The sequence below is a fragment of the Streptomyces sp. NPDC002156 genome, from assembly GCF_053593675.1.
Genome location: NZ_JBSFDA010000204.1, coordinates 1 through 17,260 on the forward strand (window position 1 = coordinate 1; position 17,260 = coordinate 17,260).

At 69.8% G+C, this 17,260-nt stretch carries 18 protein-coding genes; 11 read left to right on the plus strand and 7 right to left on the minus strand.

Going from position 1 to position 17,260, the window contains the following annotated elements:
* Nucleotides 1-2,455, plus strand: a 2,455-nt coding sequence (locus tag ACWCRB_RS43670) for a Hint domain-containing protein (protein WP_451001382.1), incomplete at its 5' end; no start/stop codon positions are given.
* 11 nt (nucleotides 2,456-2,466) lie between these two features.
* The gene (locus ACWCRB_RS43675; protein ID WP_451001383.1) at nucleotides 2,467-3,123 is read left to right on the plus strand and encodes a hypothetical protein; all 657 of its coding nucleotides are present in this window, start codon (nucleotides 2,467-2,469) and stop codon (nucleotides 3,121-3,123) included.
* A 79-nt stretch (nucleotides 3,124-3,202) separates the two neighbouring features.
* On the opposite strand, the gene ACWCRB_RS43680 is transcribed toward ACWCRB_RS43675, so the two are convergent.
* Nucleotides 3,203-3,973 (minus strand): SLATT domain-containing protein, encoded by a 771-nt coding sequence (locus tag ACWCRB_RS43680; RefSeq protein ID WP_451001384.1) that lies wholly within the window; start codon nucleotides 3,971-3,973, stop codon nucleotides 3,203-3,205.
* Nucleotides 3,974-4,247: 274 nt separating this feature from the next.
* Here ACWCRB_RS43680 and ACWCRB_RS43685 point away from each other — a divergent pair, with 274 nt between their 5' ends.
* From ACWCRB_RS43685 to ACWCRB_RS43700, 4 genes are all read left to right on the plus strand, one after another.
* On the plus strand, nucleotides 4,248-4,595 hold the full coding sequence (locus ACWCRB_RS43685; RefSeq protein ID WP_006373444.1) for a YbaB/EbfC family nucleoid-associated protein: 348 nt from the start codon (nucleotides 4,248-4,250) through the stop codon (nucleotides 4,593-4,595).
* Nucleotides 4,596-4,707: 112 nt separating this feature from the next.
* Complete coding sequence (gene recR / locus ACWCRB_RS43690; protein WP_235476183.1) at nucleotides 4,708-5,307, plus strand: recombination mediator RecR; 600 nt, start codon at nucleotides 4,708-4,710, stop codon at nucleotides 5,305-5,307.
* On the plus strand, nucleotides 5,300-5,959 hold the full coding sequence (locus ACWCRB_RS43695; RefSeq protein ID WP_451001385.1) for a DUF5063 domain-containing protein: 660 nt from the start codon (nucleotides 5,300-5,302) through the stop codon (nucleotides 5,957-5,959). The genes recR and ACWCRB_RS43695 overlap by 8 nt, the downstream gene beginning before the upstream one ends.
* 29 nt (nucleotides 5,960-5,988) lie before the next feature.
* Nucleotides 5,989-6,192, plus strand: a complete 204-nt coding sequence (locus tag ACWCRB_RS43700) for a Uma2 family endonuclease (RefSeq protein WP_451001395.1) — start codon at nucleotides 5,989-5,991, stop codon at nucleotides 6,190-6,192.
* Here ACWCRB_RS43700 and ACWCRB_RS43705 read toward each other — a convergent pair.
* Genes ACWCRB_RS43705 through ACWCRB_RS43715 form a run of 3 tightly spaced genes read right to left on the minus strand, consistent with a single transcriptional unit; the run spans nucleotide 6,173 to nucleotide 8,531 of the window.
* The gene (locus tag ACWCRB_RS43705) at nucleotides 6,173-6,784 is read right to left on the minus strand and encodes a hypothetical protein (RefSeq protein ID WP_451001386.1); all 612 of its coding nucleotides are present in this window, start codon (nucleotides 6,782-6,784) and stop codon (nucleotides 6,173-6,175) included. The genes ACWCRB_RS43700 and ACWCRB_RS43705 overlap by 20 nt on opposite strands.
* Nucleotides 6,777-7,517: a TSUP family transporter gene (locus ACWCRB_RS43710; protein ID WP_451001387.1), complete on the minus strand. Its 741-nt coding sequence runs from the start codon at nucleotides 7,515-7,517 to the stop codon at nucleotides 6,777-6,779. Before ACWCRB_RS43710 ends, ACWCRB_RS43705 begins: the two co-directional genes overlap by 8 nt.
* Before the next feature lie 21 nt (nucleotides 7,518-7,538).
* Nucleotides 7,539-8,531: a hypothetical protein gene (locus tag ACWCRB_RS43715; RefSeq protein ID WP_451001388.1), complete on the minus strand. Its 993-nt coding sequence runs from the start codon at nucleotides 8,529-8,531 to the stop codon at nucleotides 7,539-7,541.
* A 233-nt stretch (nucleotides 8,532-8,764) separates the two neighbouring features.
* Between ACWCRB_RS43715 and ACWCRB_RS43720 the strand changes: the two genes are divergently transcribed.
* Nucleotides 8,765-9,262 carry an SgcJ/EcaC family oxidoreductase gene (locus tag ACWCRB_RS43720; protein ID WP_369037698.1) on the plus strand — a complete coding sequence of 166 codons (498 nt, stop codon included), beginning with the start codon at nucleotides 8,765-8,767 and terminating at the stop codon, nucleotides 9,260-9,262.
* Nucleotides 9,263-9,278: 16 nt separating this feature from the next.
* On the opposite strand, the gene ACWCRB_RS43725 is transcribed toward ACWCRB_RS43720, so the two are convergent.
* Together ACWCRB_RS43725 and ACWCRB_RS43730 are read right to left on the minus strand one after the other, a co-directional pair.
* Nucleotides 9,279-10,634 (minus strand): sensor histidine kinase, encoded by a 1,356-nt coding sequence (locus ACWCRB_RS43725; protein WP_451001389.1) that lies wholly within the window; start codon nucleotides 10,632-10,634, stop codon nucleotides 9,279-9,281.
* Complete coding sequence (locus ACWCRB_RS43730; RefSeq protein ID WP_451001390.1) at nucleotides 10,631-11,335, minus strand: response regulator transcription factor; 705 nt, start codon at nucleotides 11,333-11,335, stop codon at nucleotides 10,631-10,633. Before ACWCRB_RS43730 ends, ACWCRB_RS43725 begins: the two co-directional genes overlap by 4 nt.
* A gap of 211 nt (nucleotides 11,336-11,546) precedes the next feature.
* Here ACWCRB_RS43730 and ACWCRB_RS43735 point away from each other — a divergent pair, with 211 nt between their 5' ends.
* From ACWCRB_RS43735 to ACWCRB_RS43750, 4 genes are all read left to right on the plus strand, one after another.
* Nucleotides 11,547-12,827: an aspartate kinase gene (locus ACWCRB_RS43735; protein ID WP_451001391.1), complete on the plus strand. Its 1,281-nt coding sequence runs from the start codon at nucleotides 11,547-11,549 to the stop codon at nucleotides 12,825-12,827.
* Nucleotides 12,827-13,885 (plus strand): aspartate-semialdehyde dehydrogenase, encoded by a 1,059-nt coding sequence (locus tag ACWCRB_RS43740; RefSeq protein WP_451001392.1) that lies wholly within the window; start codon nucleotides 12,827-12,829, stop codon nucleotides 13,883-13,885. The genes ACWCRB_RS43735 and ACWCRB_RS43740 overlap by 1 nt, the downstream gene beginning before the upstream one ends.
* Nucleotides 13,886-14,296: 411 nt before the next feature.
* Nucleotides 14,297-14,872 (plus strand): SigE family RNA polymerase sigma factor, encoded by a 576-nt coding sequence (locus tag ACWCRB_RS43745; RefSeq protein WP_451001396.1) that lies wholly within the window; start codon nucleotides 14,297-14,299, stop codon nucleotides 14,870-14,872.
* A complete protein-coding gene (locus tag ACWCRB_RS43750; RefSeq protein ID WP_451001393.1) occupies nucleotides 14,869-16,302 on the plus strand; it encodes a hypothetical protein in 1,434 nt (477 codons plus the stop codon). Before ACWCRB_RS43745 ends, ACWCRB_RS43750 begins: the two co-directional genes overlap by 4 nt.
* Before the next feature lie 22 nt (nucleotides 16,303-16,324).
* Here ACWCRB_RS43750 and ACWCRB_RS43755 read toward each other — a convergent pair whose 3' ends face one another.
* Nucleotides 16,325-17,116 (minus strand): SURF1 family protein, encoded by a 792-nt coding sequence (locus ACWCRB_RS43755; RefSeq protein WP_451001394.1) that lies wholly within the window; start codon nucleotides 17,114-17,116, stop codon nucleotides 16,325-16,327.
* Nucleotides 17,117-17,260 lie beyond the last annotated feature (144 nt).

A 17,260-nucleotide genomic window follows, 5' to 3' on the forward strand; every position in this document is an offset into this window, starting at 1 on the left:
GGCTGCGGCGAACGCCGCCACCCAGGCGGCAGCCGAGGCGGACGCCGCGGCGACCCGCGCCGAAGCGGCTGCCAAGCGCGCCCGCTCGAACGCGGACGCAGCCCAGGCCGCGAAACTGAGGGCCGACGCCGCCGTCGCGACCGCGACCAGCGCGGTGGCCGACGCGATCCAGGCGTCCCAGCACGCATCCGCCGAGGCCAGGACGGCCGTCGAACTGGCGGACGAGGCGGAGCGGTTGGCCAAGACCGCCAAGTCCCAGGCGGACGAGGCGAGCAAGGAGGCCGCCAAGGCCCTGGCCGCCTCCGCGAAGGCCGCCGGTTTCGCCCATGTCACCGCGCAGGCCGCGGTCGACGCGGGCAACGCCGCGTCCCAGGTCGCCAAGCCGGCCAACGACGCGATCGAACTCGGCTCTCCCTACGTGACCACCGACTCGGCGGCTGCCCTGGTCGTACTGGCCGGTCAGACGGCGAAGTCGATCGCCGAACAGCAGCAGGCCGTCGCCGACGCCCACGCCAGGAACGCACAGGCGGAAGCAGCCGCGGCCAAGAACCTCGCCGACCAGGCGACGGGCGACACGAAGCTCGCCTACCAGTACGCGGCGAACGCCGCCACCCACGCGGCGAACGCCCGCACCTACTCCAAGGAGGCCCTGGGCTACGCGGCCGACGCCGCCAAGGCAGCCTCCCAGGCATCGGCGTCCCTGGCCCGCACCATCGAGTACGACCGTCAGGCCACCGCCGACGCGACCGCCGCCGACCAGGCAGCCGGCCGCGCCGAGGGCTACGCCAAGGACGCCCGCACCGCCGCCGACCAGGCAGCCCTCGACGCGGCAGCCGCCCGCGACGCCGCAGCGGCGGCCGAACAGTCCGCCAAGGACGCCCGAGCCGCCGCCGACCGCGCCGACGCCGCCGCCACCGAGGCGGAGCAGGCGGCTAAGGACGCGCTGAAGTACGCACAGGAGGCGCAGCAGGCAGCCGAGGAAGCGGCCCGCAACGCCGCGAACAAGCAGGTCTCGACCGGTGCGGGTACCGGAGTCGGCGGCACCTGGTACGTCGTCGACGAGGACACCGTCGAGATCACCGACGCCAGGCAGCACGAACCCTGCGTGATCACGGTCGGCTTCGAAGGCTGCACCACCACGTTCACGGTCACCTTCAGCGCGGACGTCGACTTCTTCCTCTGCACCAACCCCGACACGACGGCCGCTGCGGACAGCTGCCCGTCGGCGGACACGCTGCTCATCGAGAGCAAGCGCATCCCGGGTCTGAAGAAGGATGTCACCCGCTACTTCTCCAAGCTGGAACTCATCCAGCAGACCCTCACCTACCAGATCATCAAGGCGATCCTGGTCCAGGACTTCGTCGACTGCTGGCACGGCAGTGGCAGCGGCTGCGCCTGGGCGCTGAGCAACTTCGTCCCCGGCAAGGCGTTCGGCAAGGTCTTCGAAGGCATCCGTGCTCTGGACGCCGCCATGAAGACCGGCGTCGGGGTCCGTGAGGCGTTCAGGGCACTCAGTGCCCTCGACCTGGACCCCGGGACCCTCTCCAAGCTCAACGCCATCGTCAACGCCCACGAGGACCTGTACACCGCCTGCAAGGCGAACAGTTTCCCCGGCACCACCCAGGTGCTGATGGCGGACGGTTCACGCCGGCCCATCAGCCAGGTGGGCGTGGGAGACCTGGTCATGGCCACGGATCCGGCTTCCGGCCTGCTGCGGGCCAGGCAGGTCACCGACACCTTCAAGCACGACACCCAGCGGCTGGTGGACATCACCGTCGCCGACGGCGGAAGGCTGGCCAGCACCGCCGGCCACAAGTTCTACGTGGTGGACCACGGGTGGACGCTGGTCTCCGACCTGCGCGTCGGCGACCGCCTGCGCACCCCGGACGGCTCGGTCCGCGCGGTGACCGCCCTTCGTGACCGCTCGGGCCTGGCCCCGCGCACGGTCTACGACCTCACGGTCGCGGACCTGCACACCTTCTTCGTGCTGGCGGGCGCCGCTCCGGTTCTCGTCCACAACTGCAAGGTGGCGTTGGGGTGGCAGAGAGGTGGGAAGCTCGACGAGTGGGCCCAGCTGCCTGAGAACAAGTTCGCCACCTTCTCCAACGTGTCCCCGAACGACTTCGCCAGGATCGCGGAGATGGCCATCGCCGATCCGAGTGTGACGCTGCACATCAACATGACGGGACTGGCCGGAGAGGGAACCTTCGTGGATGCTGCCCGGCGTGGCCTGATGGCCGGTGAGGACGGACGCGCCACGGACTACGAGATGTCCATGATCGCGAGAGCTCTCGCCAACGGTCAGCGTCCGTGGAGTTCGATCAAGTTCTATTCACCGTCGGGCCCGGACGGAGCCATGCGACTGGATCCCCCGACACCCATGCCGGATCTATCGGTACTGAAGGGGAACCTTGATCCCGTGAAGGGTTCGATTATCGGATACTGCCACTGCTGAGGAGTCGAAACATGGGCACCCAACCAAAAGACCTGTACCCGGATGTGACCGCTGCGGGTGACCTTGCGTCGGCAATGAACGAGGCGGCGAGGCTGCGCGGATGTGACATGGGGCGGTTCTTCTGGGTCACCGACGACGTCTGTTTCCATACGTCACGGGGCAATGTGTCGGTCCATCGCGCGACCGAGGAGCGTCTATTCCAGCTGAAGGTCTACATTCCCGATTTCTCCTGGGAGCTCGGCTCGACGGACGACCTCGGACTGCTTGTCGAGGCGGTCGCCGCATGGCGGGAAGGTGTGTCGCTGGACGAGCTGAAGGCGAGGTTCGGGTTCCTGGAGCTCGACGAATTCGCCGGGATGCTCGAAAGGGGGGAGCCCACTTCGTCGCAGTGGTCCATGCTCCTGTCGACCGAGTTCCACCGGGAGCAGTGGAGTCTCCTCCGTCGTCTTCACGAGGACGAGGTGCTGGGGCGCATGTTCCCGACGATCTCGCACCGTGCCGTTCGCCTACAGGTGGATGCGTTGAACTGGCAGAGCCGTCAGGTCCTGGTCTACGAGCCGGACGAGGAGCGCTACGAGGTCCGCGCCGTGGCGCCCGACTCCTCCTGGGTAGAGGTGCCGAGCGATGATCTGATCGCTCACCTGCGAGCTGCTTTGAGCGAGCAGTGACCTAGGCAGATCGATGAACCGGAAACCCCGCTGGGCAATCCCCGGCGGGGTTTCTGCGTGCAAGCCACCCATGCCTGCCTCACCTCGCCTCCGGGGGGCGCTGGCGCGGCATGTTCGGGCGGGTTCCCGGGGCGATGCCGAAGCGGCCCTGGTGGACCGTCGCGTCCTGGCGGGGCACCCCCGACCCCGCCGACTGCATACCCAACGGCGCACCCCCCGCCCCGAACTCCACCATCCAGTCCGACGTCTCCGCCCGCACCAACTCCGTCACATCCTCCGAAAAACGACGCAGCACCCCCAGACACCGATCGGCCGCCTCGCTCGCCGTCCCCTCCGTCGGCCCCAGAACCTCCCGCACACTCTCCGACGCCCACTCGAACTGCAGCACCTGCAACCGCCGCTGCACGGCCTGCGCGGTCGCGACGTCCCTTATCCACCCCGAGGTGATCCCGAAGTACCGGTCCACGGCCACGCACGCCACCGCGAGCAGCAGCGCCAGGTACCCCCAGGGGGCGACCCCGCCCATCACCCCGGTGAGGTCGAGCAGAGGGAGCGCCGCTCCGGCGACCGCCCCGACCGCGGCCCCCGTACGCAGCGCCCGCGCCCCCCGCCGCTTCCACACCCGGTCGGCGAGATACCAGGCCGCCGTCTCCAGCGCCCCCTGCTCCACCCACCGGTACAGCTCGTCGAGGCGTGGCGCGGGCTCGCCCCAGTCGCCGAGGGGGAAGGGCCGGCCGGTGAGGTCCCCGGGCCGCAGCCCGGGGAAACCGAGCCCGGCGGGACCTTCGCTCCGCCCGTCGTGGGGCGGTCTCTGGGACGGCCCCTCGGGCTGCATCTCCGGCTGGCTCACCCGGCACTCCTTCAATCACGGTGCGTGACACCGTACGGGTGCCCGCGTGACATCTGATGCTGCTGTAAAGCTGTCGCGCCGCCCCATTCCTACCGCCCAATGGGTGGCGATGACCGGGCTTTGGTTACTTTTCCGCTCGGAAGACGTCCTTGATCAGGTAGGGCACCGGTACCGGCTCACTCGAAAGAGTGCCGGGGCGACGGCCGGGTCGACCACGTAGGCTCGTGCTGAACGCCAGAATTCGTAGGTGAACGACGCGAAAGAGGAGCTGATCGTGATCCCCGGTGGTGGCCAGCCCAACATGCAGCAGCTGCTCCAGCAGGCCCAGAAGATGCAGCAGGACCTGGCGAACGCGCAGGAGGAACTCGCGCGGACCGAGGTCGACGGGCAGGCGGGCGGCGGTCTGGTCAAGGCGACCGTGACGGGTGCCGGCGAGCTGCGCGCCCTCAAGATCGACCCGAAGGCGGTCGACCCGGAGGACACCGAGACCCTCGCCGACCTGGTCGTGGCGGCCGTACAGGCGGCGAACGAGAACGCGCAGCAGCTTCAGCAGCAGAAGCTCGGCCCGCTGGCGCAGGGTCTGGGCGGCGGCGGAAGCGGCATCCCGGGCCTGCCGTTCTGACGTTCGCACCGCGCGCCCCCCGTCCCGCCTTCCTCAGGCGGGCGAAGGCCAACTACGGTACGTACAACAGGATCGAAGCACGCACGACAACCAGAACCAGGAAAGGCAGTCCGTGTACGAAGGCGTGGTCCAGGACCTCATCGACGAACTGGGGCGGCTCCCCGGCGTCGGTCCCAAGAGCGCGCAGCGGATCGCCTTCCACATCCTGCAGGCGGAGCCGACGGACGTACGGCGGCTCGCGCACGCCCTCCTCGAAGTGAAGGCGAAGGTCCGCTTCTGCGCGACCTGCGGGAACGTGGCGCAGGAAGAGCTGTGCAACATCTGCCGCGACCCGCGCCGGGACGTCACGGTCATCTGTGTCGTCGAGGAGCCCAAGGACGTCGTGGCGGTCGAGCGGACGCGTGAGTTCCGGGGCAAGTACCACGTCCTGGGCGGCGCGATCAGCCCGATCGAGGGCGTCGGTCCCGACGACCTGCGGATAAGGGAACTCCTGGCCCGGCTCGCCGACGGTGCGGTCACGGAGCTGATCCTGGCCACGGACCCGAACCTGGAGGGCGAGGCCACGGCCACGTATCTCGCCCGCATGATCAAGCCCATGGGCCTCAAGGTCACCCGCCTGGCCAGCGGCCTCCCTGTGGGTGGCGACCTGGAATACGCGGACGAGGTGACCCTTGGCCGCGCCTTCGAGGGGAGACGACTCCTAGATGTCTGACGCCACGCTGCACAACACGACGCAGGACCCCGACGACTTCGCGGTCCAGATCGCCGACCAGGTGGAGAGCTTCCTGGTGGCCGTCACCGAGGTCGCCAAGGGCGAGGACCCCGACTCGGCGGTCCCCTTCCTCCTCCTGGAGGTCTCCCAGCTCCTGCTGGCCGGTGGCCGCCTCGGCGCGCACGAGGACATCGTCCCGGACGAGCGCTACGAGCCCGACCTGGGCCCGGAACCGGACGTGGACGACATCCGCGAGCGCCTGGCGGTGATGCTGGAACCGGTGGACGTCTACTCGGAGGTCTTCGACCCGTACGAGCCCCGCAAGGCCCCGGTCCCGGCCCGTATCTCCGACGACCTGGCCGACGTCCTCACCGACCTGCGCCACGGCATGGCCCACTACCGGGCGGGCCGCACCACGGAGGCCCTGTGGTGGTGGCAGTTCTCCTACTTCTCCAACTGGGGCTCAACAGCCTCGGCCACCCTCCGCGCCCTCCAGTCCGTGGTCGCCCACGTCCGCCTGAACCAGCCCCTGGAGGAGCTGGACGGCCTGGACACGGACCAGGACCTCGGCGACGAGACCCTGGCGGAGGAGGCCGGAAAGGTGATGGCGGAGGAGATCGCGGAGCCGCTGGGCCTGCGGACGGTGAAGTAACCCGTCAGGCAGGTCGTGCGGAGCGGGGGCTGAAGCCCGACGGCTACGCGGCCGCCGGTATCCCCGTCTACCTTCTCATCGACCGGGACGACGGCTCGGTCGTGGTGTTCAACCAGCTGGAGAACGGCCGCTACCGCCACGAGGAGAAGCTGCCCTTCGGCGCCACCGTCAAGCTCCCCGACCCCGTGAACTTCTCCCTCGACACCGAGCCCCTCAAGGAGTTCGTGGACTGATCGTCAGGACCGCGTCGGCCACGGCTTCCGCGGACCGCCCGTCACCCGCGTCCACGACGCGGGCCGTGGCCAGGCCCAGCCTGGCGATCTCGGCCCGCATGAGGGACTGGTAACGGGCGCTGCGGGCAAGGAACTTGTCCATCAGGTACCGCTCCTCGGCTGTCGCCCGCGTGTAGCCGCCCGCCCCGTGCACCCGTTCGCGTACGACAGTGTCCTCGGCCGTGAGCCATACGGCGGCCGTGTGCGGGACCGTCAGGGTCGCGACGCGGGTGGGCCAGAGGGCCGACCCCTCCAGGACCAAGCCGCCCTGCCCGTGCGCGTGTTGGGCGATCAGCCCCTCGATCCGGGGCCACAGACGCTCGTAGTGTTCCAGGACCGAGGAGACCAACTCCTCGACGGTGAGCGTGCGGTAGTGCTCGGCGACATGGGGCGGCACCTCCCACTCCGGCGTACGCCACGGGCGTCCCGGATGCCGGGCCAGCCCGTCCGTCGACCGGCACGTGAACCCCAGCCGGTCTGCGACCACTTGGGCGACGGCCGACTTGCCTGCGTTCGAGGTGCCTCCGATCAGCACCACCCGAAGATCACCCATGGAGCGACCCTACGGCCATCCCCCACACCCCCCTCCCCAGCGTCGTCACCCCGCCCGCCAGAGCCAGCAGCAGGACCAGCAGGCGGGCCCGGGGCTCCGGGATGCGGCCGGTGAGGGTTCTGCCGATGAGGGAACCCGCCAGCATGGCCGCGGCGGACACCGTCCACAGGGGTGGGGACAGATGGGGGAGCCCGTTGGACGCGATCGAGAACGCGTTCACCAGCACGCCGTAGAACATGGCGTTCGGCACGAACTCCCGTACCGTCCAGCCCGCGTTGACCGCGTACAGGGAGACCGGGGGACCACCGACGCCCGCCGCCGAGTTCATGAAGCCGCCCGCCGCACCCGCCACCACCGCCCCCGCCCTGCCGCGCAGGGCGGGGACCCGGGTGCCGCACAGCACCAGTATCACGGCCGTCGTCACCAGGGCGCCCATCACCGCGAGCAGCACGGGTTCGGGCAGACGGCGGGCCAGCCAGGTGCCCGCCGGTACCGTGCACGCAGCCGCGGCGCACAGCGGGACCATCGCGGCCGGGCGGACGTGCCGCCGGCCGCCCGCCAGACCGACCAGGCAGATCACTCCGGCCGCGCAGTTGGCCAGGACCACTCCGTCGGCGGGGCCCAGGAGCAGGACCAGTACCGGTACGGAGACCAGGGCGAAGCCCATTCCCGTCAGCCACTGCACGCAGGAGCCGAGGGCGACCGTCGCGACGAGCACCAACCCCGTTGTCAACTGTCCAGTCTCCAGCCGCCGTTACTGCGAATCCACGATCCTGTACTCGTCGGCGAGCACCGACGGCTTGCCCGTCTTCGGGAGGGTGGCCAGGGCCATGCCCTGGTAGGTGTTCACCACGGTGTCGCGGTCGCGGATGTTGAAGACCGACTCCACCTCCGTCGGGGTGATGTCGTAGTTCTCGCGGTACGACGCCTTCAGCACGTACTGGGAGGCGTGCGCGGTCGGCAGTGCGGCCAGGGCGCCGCCGTTCTCGAGGCGCAGGGCGTACACCGTGTCGAACGCGGTGGGGGTGGCGACGTACGCCTTCGTCGCGTACTCCGCGCCCTTGCCGCTGTTGCGCTTCGTGTAGGTCTCGATCGCGTCCTTCGCGGGCTCGGTGGTCTGCGCGATGCCCGTCCCGGCCTTCTTGCCGCCGGTCGTGTACAGGTCCTCGTACGCCGCCGAGATCTGGTTCGGGGCGAGCGTGCCGACGCGGATGCCGGCGTCGACGGCGGTGGCGAGGCCCGCGTCGTCGGTGGCGATCGCCGGGAGCGGTACCTCCGAGTAGACCGCCGACATCAGCTTCCAGTCGTCGTACTCCTTGCCGAAGACCAGCAGCGCCTCGCTCTTCGAGTCGCTGGCCTTGGTCGTCACCGCGAACCAGTCCTTGCCCGCCGGGATCCAGTACTTCCGGCCGGTGTACTGGAACGGCTTCCTGTACGCGGCCTGGTCCTCCTTCGACTTGGTCTCGAAGAGGAGGTAGTCGGCCTTGCTCTGCTCGTACAGCTGCCCGCCCTCGACGGTGCCCAACAGGTCCACGTCCTGCTGGGCGTTGGCCTTGTTGTTGACCGTCTCGTAGGTGTCGAGGATCTTCGCCGCCTGCGCCGCCGTGACGGCACCCTTGGCCGCGGGGCTCGCGTCGGCGCCGTCGGCACCGTCCGACGAGCCCGATCCGCAGCCGGTGAGCGCCAGTGCGGCGGCGGCCACCGTCGTCGTCATGCCGAGCGGGAACAGTTTCTGCGCGGAGATCATGCCTCACCGTACTGGGGCGATTGTGCGCGACCTGGGCGGGGCCGGTGGATCGATGGTGCAGCCCGCGATGGCGGAGAGTGCCCTCGCGCTCGCCCTACGTGAATTGGAATCGTCCTTCCCACCCCCTGTACGTCCCTTGCACGGGCGCTAACCAGCGGAAAGCGAGGCTGGAGTCACTTCCACCGCAGGACATGCGGAAGGGAGTAACCCACCTCATCCGTACAGGAGTTGCGATGACCCGCAAGACCCGCATACGCGCCGCCCTCGTCACCGCCACCGCCCTTGTCACCGCAGCCACGGTGACGGTCGGGGTCAGTGCGGCGGGTGCCGACGAGCCGAAGAAGCCCACCAAGAAGCAGATCGCGGCCCTCTTCGACGGCTGGAACAAGACCCTGCAGACCGGCGACGCGGAGAAGGTCACCGAGCGGTACGCGGACGACGCGGTGCTGCTGCCGACCGTGTCCAACAAGATCCGCACCAACCACGCCGAGATCGAGGACTACTTCCACCACTTCCTGGAGAACAAGCCGGTCGGCACGAAGACCAAGACGATCATCAACATCCTGGACAACAACTCGGCCATCGACACCGGCTCGTACTACTTCATCCTCACCGACCCGAAGACCGGCGAGAAGAAGAGGGTCGACGCCCGCTACACGTACGAGTACGAGAAGCGGGGCGGCGAGTGGCTGATCGTCAACCACCACTCGTCGATGATGCCCGAGGGCTGAGCCCTCGATACCGGCTTCAACCGGCCCGTTGTGCGGCCCGGAGTGTGATCCGGACGCACAGCCCGCCCCCGGGCGCGTCCGCCAGGGTCACCGTTCCGCCGTCGTCCGTCACCAGTTGTTTGACGACGGCGAGGCCGAGGCCCGAGCCGGAGCGCCCGGTGAGGCCCTGGCCGCGCCAGAAGCGGTCGAAGGCGCGGGACTTCTCGGCGTCCGACATGCCGGGGCCCCCGTCCGCCACCGTCAACTCCATCTCGTCGCCCCGGGGTTCGGCCCGAACGGTGATCGTCCCGCCGTCCGGTGAGACCTCCAGGGCGTTGGACAGCACGTTGTCCAGCACCTGGTCCAGATGACCGGGGCTGGCCAGCACGAGCAGCCGGCCGTCGGCACCCCCACTCCCCCTGAGCGCGATGGTGACCCCGCGCTCGTCGGCGGCCGGCCTCCACACCGACAGACGTTCGTCCACGATGTCCCGCAGGGAGAGCGGCTCCGCCGCCGTGACCTTCGCCTCGGCCCGCGCCAGCACCAGCAGCCCGTTGACCAGGCGGCTCATCCGGACCACCTCCGCGGTCGCCTGCTCCACGTCCTCCCGTACGAACTCGTCGTCCACGCCGTCCGCGATGTTGTCCAGCGACAGCCGCAACGCCGTGAGCGGGGTACGGAGTTGGTGCGACGCGTCCGCCACGAAGATCCGCTGCGAGGCGACCAGGGTGTCCAGGCGTTCCGCACCCTGGTTGAGGGTGCGGGCCAGGGTCTGGGTCTCCGGCGGGCCGGTCACCTGTGAGCGTGCGGTCAGGTCGCCGTCGCTGAACTTGCTCGCCATGCCGTTGAGTTCACGCAGGGGAGCGGTGATCCGGCGGGCGGCGATCGCGCCGATCGCGGCGGCCGCCCCGAGGACCAGCACCGCGAGGCCCGCCCGGAAACCCCAGATGCTCCAGAAGCGCTGGGTCATGTCCGACGTCGAGTACACGATCCGTACGGCCGACCCCTGTTGCGCGGGGACGGTGATCGTCAGGTGCTTGCCCCAGATGAAGTCGGAACCCCAGTCGGTCGTCGGTTCACCCTCCTGCGTGGCCCGGGTCAGCGCCGCGTCCTCGGCGGGCCTCGGCAGGTCCGGAGCGCAACTGCTGGTGGGCGTGGCCTGGACGCTGCCGGGCGTCTCCTCGCCGTACGCCCTGGCCACCTCGGTCAGGGCCTCGCACGAGATGTCGTCCCCGTTGCTCAGCAGCAGCGCCATGGTGTTGGCCTCGCGCTGGACGGAGACCTTGGTGTCGTCCCGCAGCTGCTTGGTGAGCGTGAACGCCACCGGCACGGTGAAGAGGAGGATGGCGACCGCGACGAGCAGGATGTAGCTGCGGATGAGCTGGCGGTTCATGAGGCGCCCGAGCCCCCGCCGTCACCATTGCCGTCCTTGTCGATCTCCAGCCGGAACCCGACCCCCCGTACCGCCTCGATCGTGATCGCGCCCTTCAGCTTCCGCCGCAGTGCCGCCACATGGACGTCGAGTGTCTTCGTCGGCCCGAACCAGTTCGCGTCCCAGACCGCCTCCATGATCTGCTCGCGCGACATCAGCGCGCCCGGCTCCTCGGTGAGGAAGGCCAGCAGGTCGTACTCCTTGGGGGCGAGGGCGATCTCCTCGCCGTCCAGGCGGACGCGGGCGGCCTTGCGGTCGATCGTCAGGCGGGTGCCGTACCGGTCGGGGCCGGACTCGGCCGTCGTACGGGGCTGGACGCGCCGCATCACCGCCCTTATGCGCGCGATGACCTCCCGTACGCCGAAGGGCTTGGAGACGTAGTCGTCGGCGCCGAGTTCCAGGCCGACGACCCGGTCCGTCTCGTCGCTGCGGGCGCTGATGACGATGATCGGGACGTCACCGCGTTCGCGCAGCGCCCGGCAGACGTCCAGGCCGTCGGTGTCGGGCAGGCCGAGGTCGAGCAGGACGACGTCGTACGGTTCGGTGTGGCTGAGGGCCGCGCCGCCCGTGGACACCCACGCCACCTCGAAGCCGTAGCGGAGCAGGCCGCGGCGCAGCGACTGGGCCACCGGTTCATCGTCTTCCACCAGGAGTACGCGCACAGCCGAACCCTATGGCCTGGGTCCTTGAAACTTAATTCACAGCCGCAACGCGTATCCCTGGTACGGATGGGCAGGAGCCGTCCGAGCGGCCGAAGATCCCTCGGGTGATCACCATGATGAGCGGGACATCTCACCATGCGATACCTCGTAAGGGGATTTCGGCCGCTCGTTAAACTGAGCCGACCGCAGACGGACTGAGCGAGGAGTGCACGTGGGCCTTGTCGTGCAGAAGTACGGAGGCTCATCCGTAGCCGATGCCGAGGGCATCAAGCGTGTCGCCAAGCGAATCGTGGAAGCGAAGAAGAACGGCCACCAGGTGGTCGTGGTCGTTTCCGCGATGGGCGACACGACGGACGAGCTGATCGATCTCGCCGAGCAGGTGTCTCCGATGCCTGCCGGGCGTGAGTTCGACATGCTGCTGACCGCCGGAGAGCGGATCTCCATGGCGCTGCTGGCCATGGCGATCAAAAACCTGGGCCACGAGGCCCAGAGCTTCACCGGCAGCCAGGCAGGAGTCATCACCGACTCGGTCCACAACAAAGCGCGGATCATCGACGTCACGCCGGGCCGCATCCGGACCGCGCTGGACGAGGGCAACATCGCCATCGTCGCCGGGTTCCAGGGCGTCAGCCAGGACAAGAAGGACATCACCACGCTGGGGCGCGGCGGTTCCGACACCACCGCCGTGGCGCTCGCCGCCGCGCTGAACGCCGAGGTGTGCGAGATCTACACCGACGTCGACGGTGTGTTCACCGCCGACCCGCGCGTGGTGAAGAAGGCCCGGAAGATCGACTGGATCTCCTCCGAGGACATGCTGGAGCTGGCCGCCTCCGGTTCCAAGGTGCTGCTCCACCGCTGTGTGGAGTACGCCCGTCGTTACGACATCCCGATCCATGTGCGCTCGTCCTTCTCCGGACTGCCGGGCACCTGGGTCAGCAACGAGAAGCCCGAGTCGCAAGGGGACCAGCAGGTGGAGCACGCCATCATCTCCGGAGTCGCCCATGACGTCTCCGAAGCCAAGATCACGGTCGTCGGCGTCCCGGACAAGCCGGGCGAGGCCGCGGTGATCTTCCGCGCCATCGCGGACGCCGAGATCAACATCGACATGATCGTGCAGAACGTGTCGGCGGCGTCCACCGGTCTTACGGACATCTCCTTCACCCTCCCCAAGTCCGAGGGCCGCAAGGCCATCGACGCCCTGGAGAAGTCGAAGGGCGCGATCGGCTTCGAATCGCTGCGCTACGACGACCAGATCGGCAAGATCTCGCTGGTCGGCGCGGGGATGAAGACCAACCCGGGCGTCACCGCCTCGTTCTTCCAGGCGCTGTCCGACGCGGGCGTGAACATCGAGCTGATCTCGACATCCGAGATCCGTATCTCGGTCGTCACCCGCCAGGACGACGTCCCGGAGGCCGTCCGCGCCGTGCACTCGGCGTTCGGCCTCGACTCCGACAGCGACGAAGCCGTCGTCTACGGAGGCACCGGCCGCTGATGGCCAATCCTGTGGGGCCGACGCTCGCCGTCGTGGGGGCGACCGGCACCGTCGGTGCGGTCATGCTCCAGATCCTGTCCCAGCACGCGGACATCTGGGGCGAGATCCGTCTGGTCGCCTCCCCGCGCTCGGCCGGCCGCAAGCTGGCCGTGCGCGGCGAGGAGACCGAGGTGGTGGCGCTGTCGGAGGAGGCCTTCGACGGCGTCGACGTCGCCATGTTCGACGTACCCGAGGAGGTCGCCGAGCGCTGGGCGCCGGTCGCCGCCGCCAAGGGCGTCGTCGTGGTCGACAACTCGGGCGCCTTCCGGATGGACCCCGGGGTCCCCTTGGTCGTCCCCGAGGTCAATCCGCACGCGGTACGGCAGCGCCCGCGCGGGATCATCGCCAACCCGCACTGCACGACCCTGTCGATGATCGTCGCCCTGGGCGCGCTGCACGCCGAGTTCGGACTGCGCGAGCTGGTGGTGTCGTCGTACCAGGCGGTGAGCGGGGCGGGCCGGGCCGGCGTGGACACCCTGCGCCGGCAGCTGTCCCTGGTCGCCGGTACGGAACTGGGGACCAGCCCCGGAGACGTACGACGGGCCGTGGGCGACGGGACGGGGCCGTTCCCGGAGCCGGTCGCGCTGAACGTCGTACCGTGGGCCGGGTCCGCGCGGGCGGACGGCTGGTCGTCGGACGAGATGCAGATCCGGAACGAGTCCCGCAAGATCCTCGGGCTGCCGAAACTCCCCGTGGCCGTGACCTGCGTACGCGTCCCGGTCGTCACCGCGCACGCGCTGACCGTCCACGCCCGCTTCCAGGGCGAGGTCACCGTCGCCAAGGCACGGGAGATTCTCGCCACCGCGCCCGGGGTCGTGCTGTTCGACGACCCGGACGCGGGGGAGTTCCCGACGCCGGTGGACGTGGTCGGCACGGATCCGACCTGGGTCGGCCGGGTCCGGCGGGCGCTGGACGACCCGACCGCGCTGGAACTGTTCGTGTGCGGGGACAATCTGCGCAAGGGATCGGCGCTCAATACGGTACAAATCGCCGAGCTGGTGGCGGCGGAACTGTCCTGACCACGACTTCTTCCAGGGTTCCCCCCGTTGATCTTGTCGAAAATCACTCTGGCGGTGGCAGAAAACGTTTGTAGGATCCAGGTGACAACTTCTGGGGCTCCGAAGATTTTGCTCCCCGTTCTCCGCAACCGCGCGGAGGGCGGGGAGCGTCTTTGCGGACGCCCTTCAGGGGCGTTGGGGACGCCAAGGCCGTGCGGGGGACGCCGGTCACCATGGATTTAGGGGAAGAGCGGGACGCATGAAGGTGGCTGTGTCGTACGACGCAAACGAGATGCCGGATGCGTACAACCCTGAAGGGGGGAGGCGTGTCCAACATGCGTGGCAGCAGAGGTACTCGACTTCACAGCGGCGACGCGCGGCACAGCCCTGCGTCCGCCCCGCCGACCCCGCGTGCCCGGTACTCCCGGCGGCATGCCGGTGATCGCGCCGATGCCCGCAGCGCGGCCGGCCCGCATACCCAACCAGCGCGAAGGCACTGACGAGAGCGCGGCTGCGGGGACGACGGTCGATCACCTGACCGAGACGTACCGTGCCCACTACCGCTCGCTCCTCGGACTCGCGGCACTGCTCCTCGACGACACCGCGTCCTGCGAGGACGTCGTCCAGGAGGCGTTCATCCGGGTCCACTCGGCGCGCAAGCGCGTCCGTGACCCCGAGAAGACGCTCGCCTATCTGCGCCAGACGGTGGTGAACCTCTCCCGCTCCGCGCTGCGCCGCCGCATCCTCGGCCTGAAGCTCCTTTCCAAGCCAATGCCGGACATGGCGAGCGCGGAGGAGGGGGCGTACGACCTGCTGGAACGCGACTCCCTCATCAAGGCGATGAAGGGCCTGCAGCGCCGCCAGCGCGAGGTCCTCGTCCTGCGCTACTTCGCGGACATGACCGAGGCCCAGGTCGCCGAGACGCTGGGCGTATCGCTCGGTTCGGTGAAGGCGTACGGCTCACGCGGGATCGCCGCGCTGCGCATCGCCATGGAGGAACCGGCATGAGCGACCAGGGCCAGGAACGGGACAAGGACCGGGCGCGGGAGCAGCAGGGGCCACAGGAGCAGCAGGGTCGGGCTCGGGCTCAGGGGCAGGAGTACGAGGGTCCGGAGCAGGGCCGGAACGAGGCCGGGGAAGCCGGCGAACAGGTCCGGGAATCGGTCCCGGAACAGGGCGACGCCGAGCGCGAACCGGGCGAGGACGCGGGCCCCGGGGCACGCGGGGACGCGGGCGCGGGGACCGGCGGTTTCCGGACCGAGGAGTTCAGGGCCGGTAGGCTTCCTCTCAACGGGGCCCGATCCAACGGGAGTTGGCCGTCCGGAGTCCATGGGCCCGGTCGCCACGATCAAGAGCACACGCAATCGCACGCTGGGAACGGAATTGTGAACCACGGCCCCGACGACCAGAGCCTGGACGGGCTCGACTCGGACGAGCTGGCACTGCGCAGGATGATGCAGCAGGCGGTGGGCGGGATCGAACCCACCGACGCCGTGCTGGCCCATCTCCGCCGCGCCGTGCCCGCCCGCCGCGCCCGCAAGCGGCATGCCGCCATCGGCGCGGCCGCCGCCCTGCTCTTCGTCGGTACGGCCATTCCCGCGCTGCTGGTCTCGAACGTCACCGGCTCCGAGGCCGACCCCTCCGTCATCGCGGGCCACGGTTCGCAGACCGAGGGAGGCAAGGACAACGGGAAGGGCCCGGACGGCGGTGAGAGCACCGCCGGGGGCAGCTCAGGCACGGTCAAGGACAAGCCGTCGAGCAGCCCCTCGGGCGGTGCGACCGACCCGGACAAGGGCAGCGGCGGCGGCAGCACGAGCGGGGGCGGCGGCACGACGGACACCCCGGTGACGGCGGTCACCTGCGACGCGACCCAGCTGGGCTCGGCCACCGGTTCGGTCGGCGACGCCGACACCAGCGGCACGGTGTACGGCACGTTCCGGGTCGTCAACGTCTCCTCCGCCGCCTGTACGGTCGGCGGCAGCGGCAGCGTGTCGCCGCTCGCGCAGGGCGCGGCGGACGCGACGAAGATCGGCCTCGCCGAACATGTGGCCGGGGACGCGGCGGGCGGTCTGCCCGACCCGTCGCTCTGGTCCAGCGGGCTGGTGCTGCAGCCGGGGGCGGCGTACACGGTGCAGTTCGCGTGGGTGCCCTCGGAGACGTGCCCCACAGACAGCACCACCGACGGCGGCAGCACGGGCGACCCCTCGGCGTCGCCGACGCCCACACCGAGCGAGAGCACGGACTCGGACACGACCACCACGACCGGCAGCGACGGCACCACCACCCAGCTGGTCACGGAGGACGGCACGGTGGCCGACGGCAGCGTGACGGTGTCCTACACGGCGGAGGCAGGCTCGCCCACGGTGTCGGCGACGGTGTCGAACGCGTGCGCGGGGACGGTGTACAAGACGGGGGTCATGGCGGAGACCACGGCGTAGCCCCTGCGTAGTCCCTGCGGGATCAGACGGTGGCGTCCTCGCGAGCAGGTTCCTCGGCTGTGGGGAGCCCCAGCTCGGCATCCCGGGCGAACTCCACCTCCCGGCGCACCAGCCGGAACCACATGAAGACGACGAAGCCCGCGAAGACGAACCACTCGCCGGTGTAGCCGAGGTTCTGGAACGCCTTCAGGTCGAGCCCGGTGTCCGCGGGCGCGGTCGCCGGTACGGCCTTCATCCCCGAGTCGCCCTTGTCGAGGGTGACCCAGGCGTCGTACAGGTCGTACGGCACGAGGTTCACGAGCGAGGCAGCACTGATCGCGCCGGTCTGCCCGGCCGGGAGCCCACCGGCGGCGCTCACGCCGTTCGACCCCGGGGTCTCGGACGCCTGAAGCGCACCGGTGACGGTGACTTCGCCGGCGGGTGGGGCGGGGGCCTTGGCGGCGCTGGCGGTACCGGGCAGCCACCCGCGCACGACGGGGAGCGCCTTCCCGGCATCGGTCCGCAGGAGCGTCAGCACGAAGTACCCGTCCCGATCGTCGAGCTGGCGCCCCGGGACGAGCAACTGCTTGCCGTACCGCCCACTGACGGTGACACGGTCGCCGGAGGTCTTCTTGTCGACGGGCAGCAGCTCGGCGAGCGGCCGGGCGGCCTCCTGCTTCTCGGCGGAGACCTCTTCGGTGGCGGTCTTGTGGTCCTGCACGCGGTCCTCGAAGCGGCTCAGCTGCCAGGACCCCATGAACACGCAGAAGGGGATGGCGAGCAGCACGAAGACGTTGATCCCCCACCAACGGGGCGTCAGCAGAAACCGGTACACGCGTTCAAAGGTACGGGGCGGCTGTGGGGGCGTGGTTCGCGGGGCCAGGTTTCTCGCCCCCGCCGCCCCTACCCGTCCCATCCTGGGGGGGGGGGGGGGGCGCCCCCCCCCCCCCCCCCCGCACAGCGAGAGGGAAAAGGGGGA

Coding starts and splice junctions, on each gene's coding strand:
- ACWCRB_RS43675 (WP_451001383.1), top strand. CDS start 2,467: ATGGGCACCCAACCAAAAGACCTGTACCCGGATGTGACCGCTGCGGGT.
- ACWCRB_RS43695 (WP_451001385.1), top strand. CDS start 5,300: ATGTCTGACGCCACGCTGCACAACACGACGCAGGACCCCGACGACTTC.
- ACWCRB_RS43705 (WP_451001386.1), bottom strand. CDS start 6,784: ATGGGTGATCTTCGGGTGGTGCTGATCGGAGGCACCTCGAACGCAGGC.
- ACWCRB_RS43715 (WP_451001388.1), bottom strand. CDS start 8,531: ATGATCTCCGCGCAGAAACTGTTCCCGCTCGGCATGACGACGACGGTG.
- ACWCRB_RS43720 (WP_369037698.1), top strand. CDS start 8,765: ATGACCCGCAAGACCCGCATACGCGCCGCCCTCGTCACCGCCACCGCC.
- ACWCRB_RS43725 (WP_451001389.1), bottom strand. CDS start 10,634: ATGAACCGCCAGCTCATCCGCAGCTACATCCTGCTCGTCGCGGTCGCC.
- ACWCRB_RS43740 (WP_451001392.1), top strand. CDS start 12,827: ATGGCCAATCCTGTGGGGCCGACGCTCGCCGTCGTGGGGGCGACCGGC.
- ACWCRB_RS43745 (WP_451001396.1), top strand. CDS start 14,297: ATGCCGGTGATCGCGCCGATGCCCGCAGCGCGGCCGGCCCGCATACCC.
- ACWCRB_RS43750 (WP_451001393.1), top strand. CDS start 14,869: ATGAGCGACCAGGGCCAGGAACGGGACAAGGACCGGGCGCGGGAGCAG.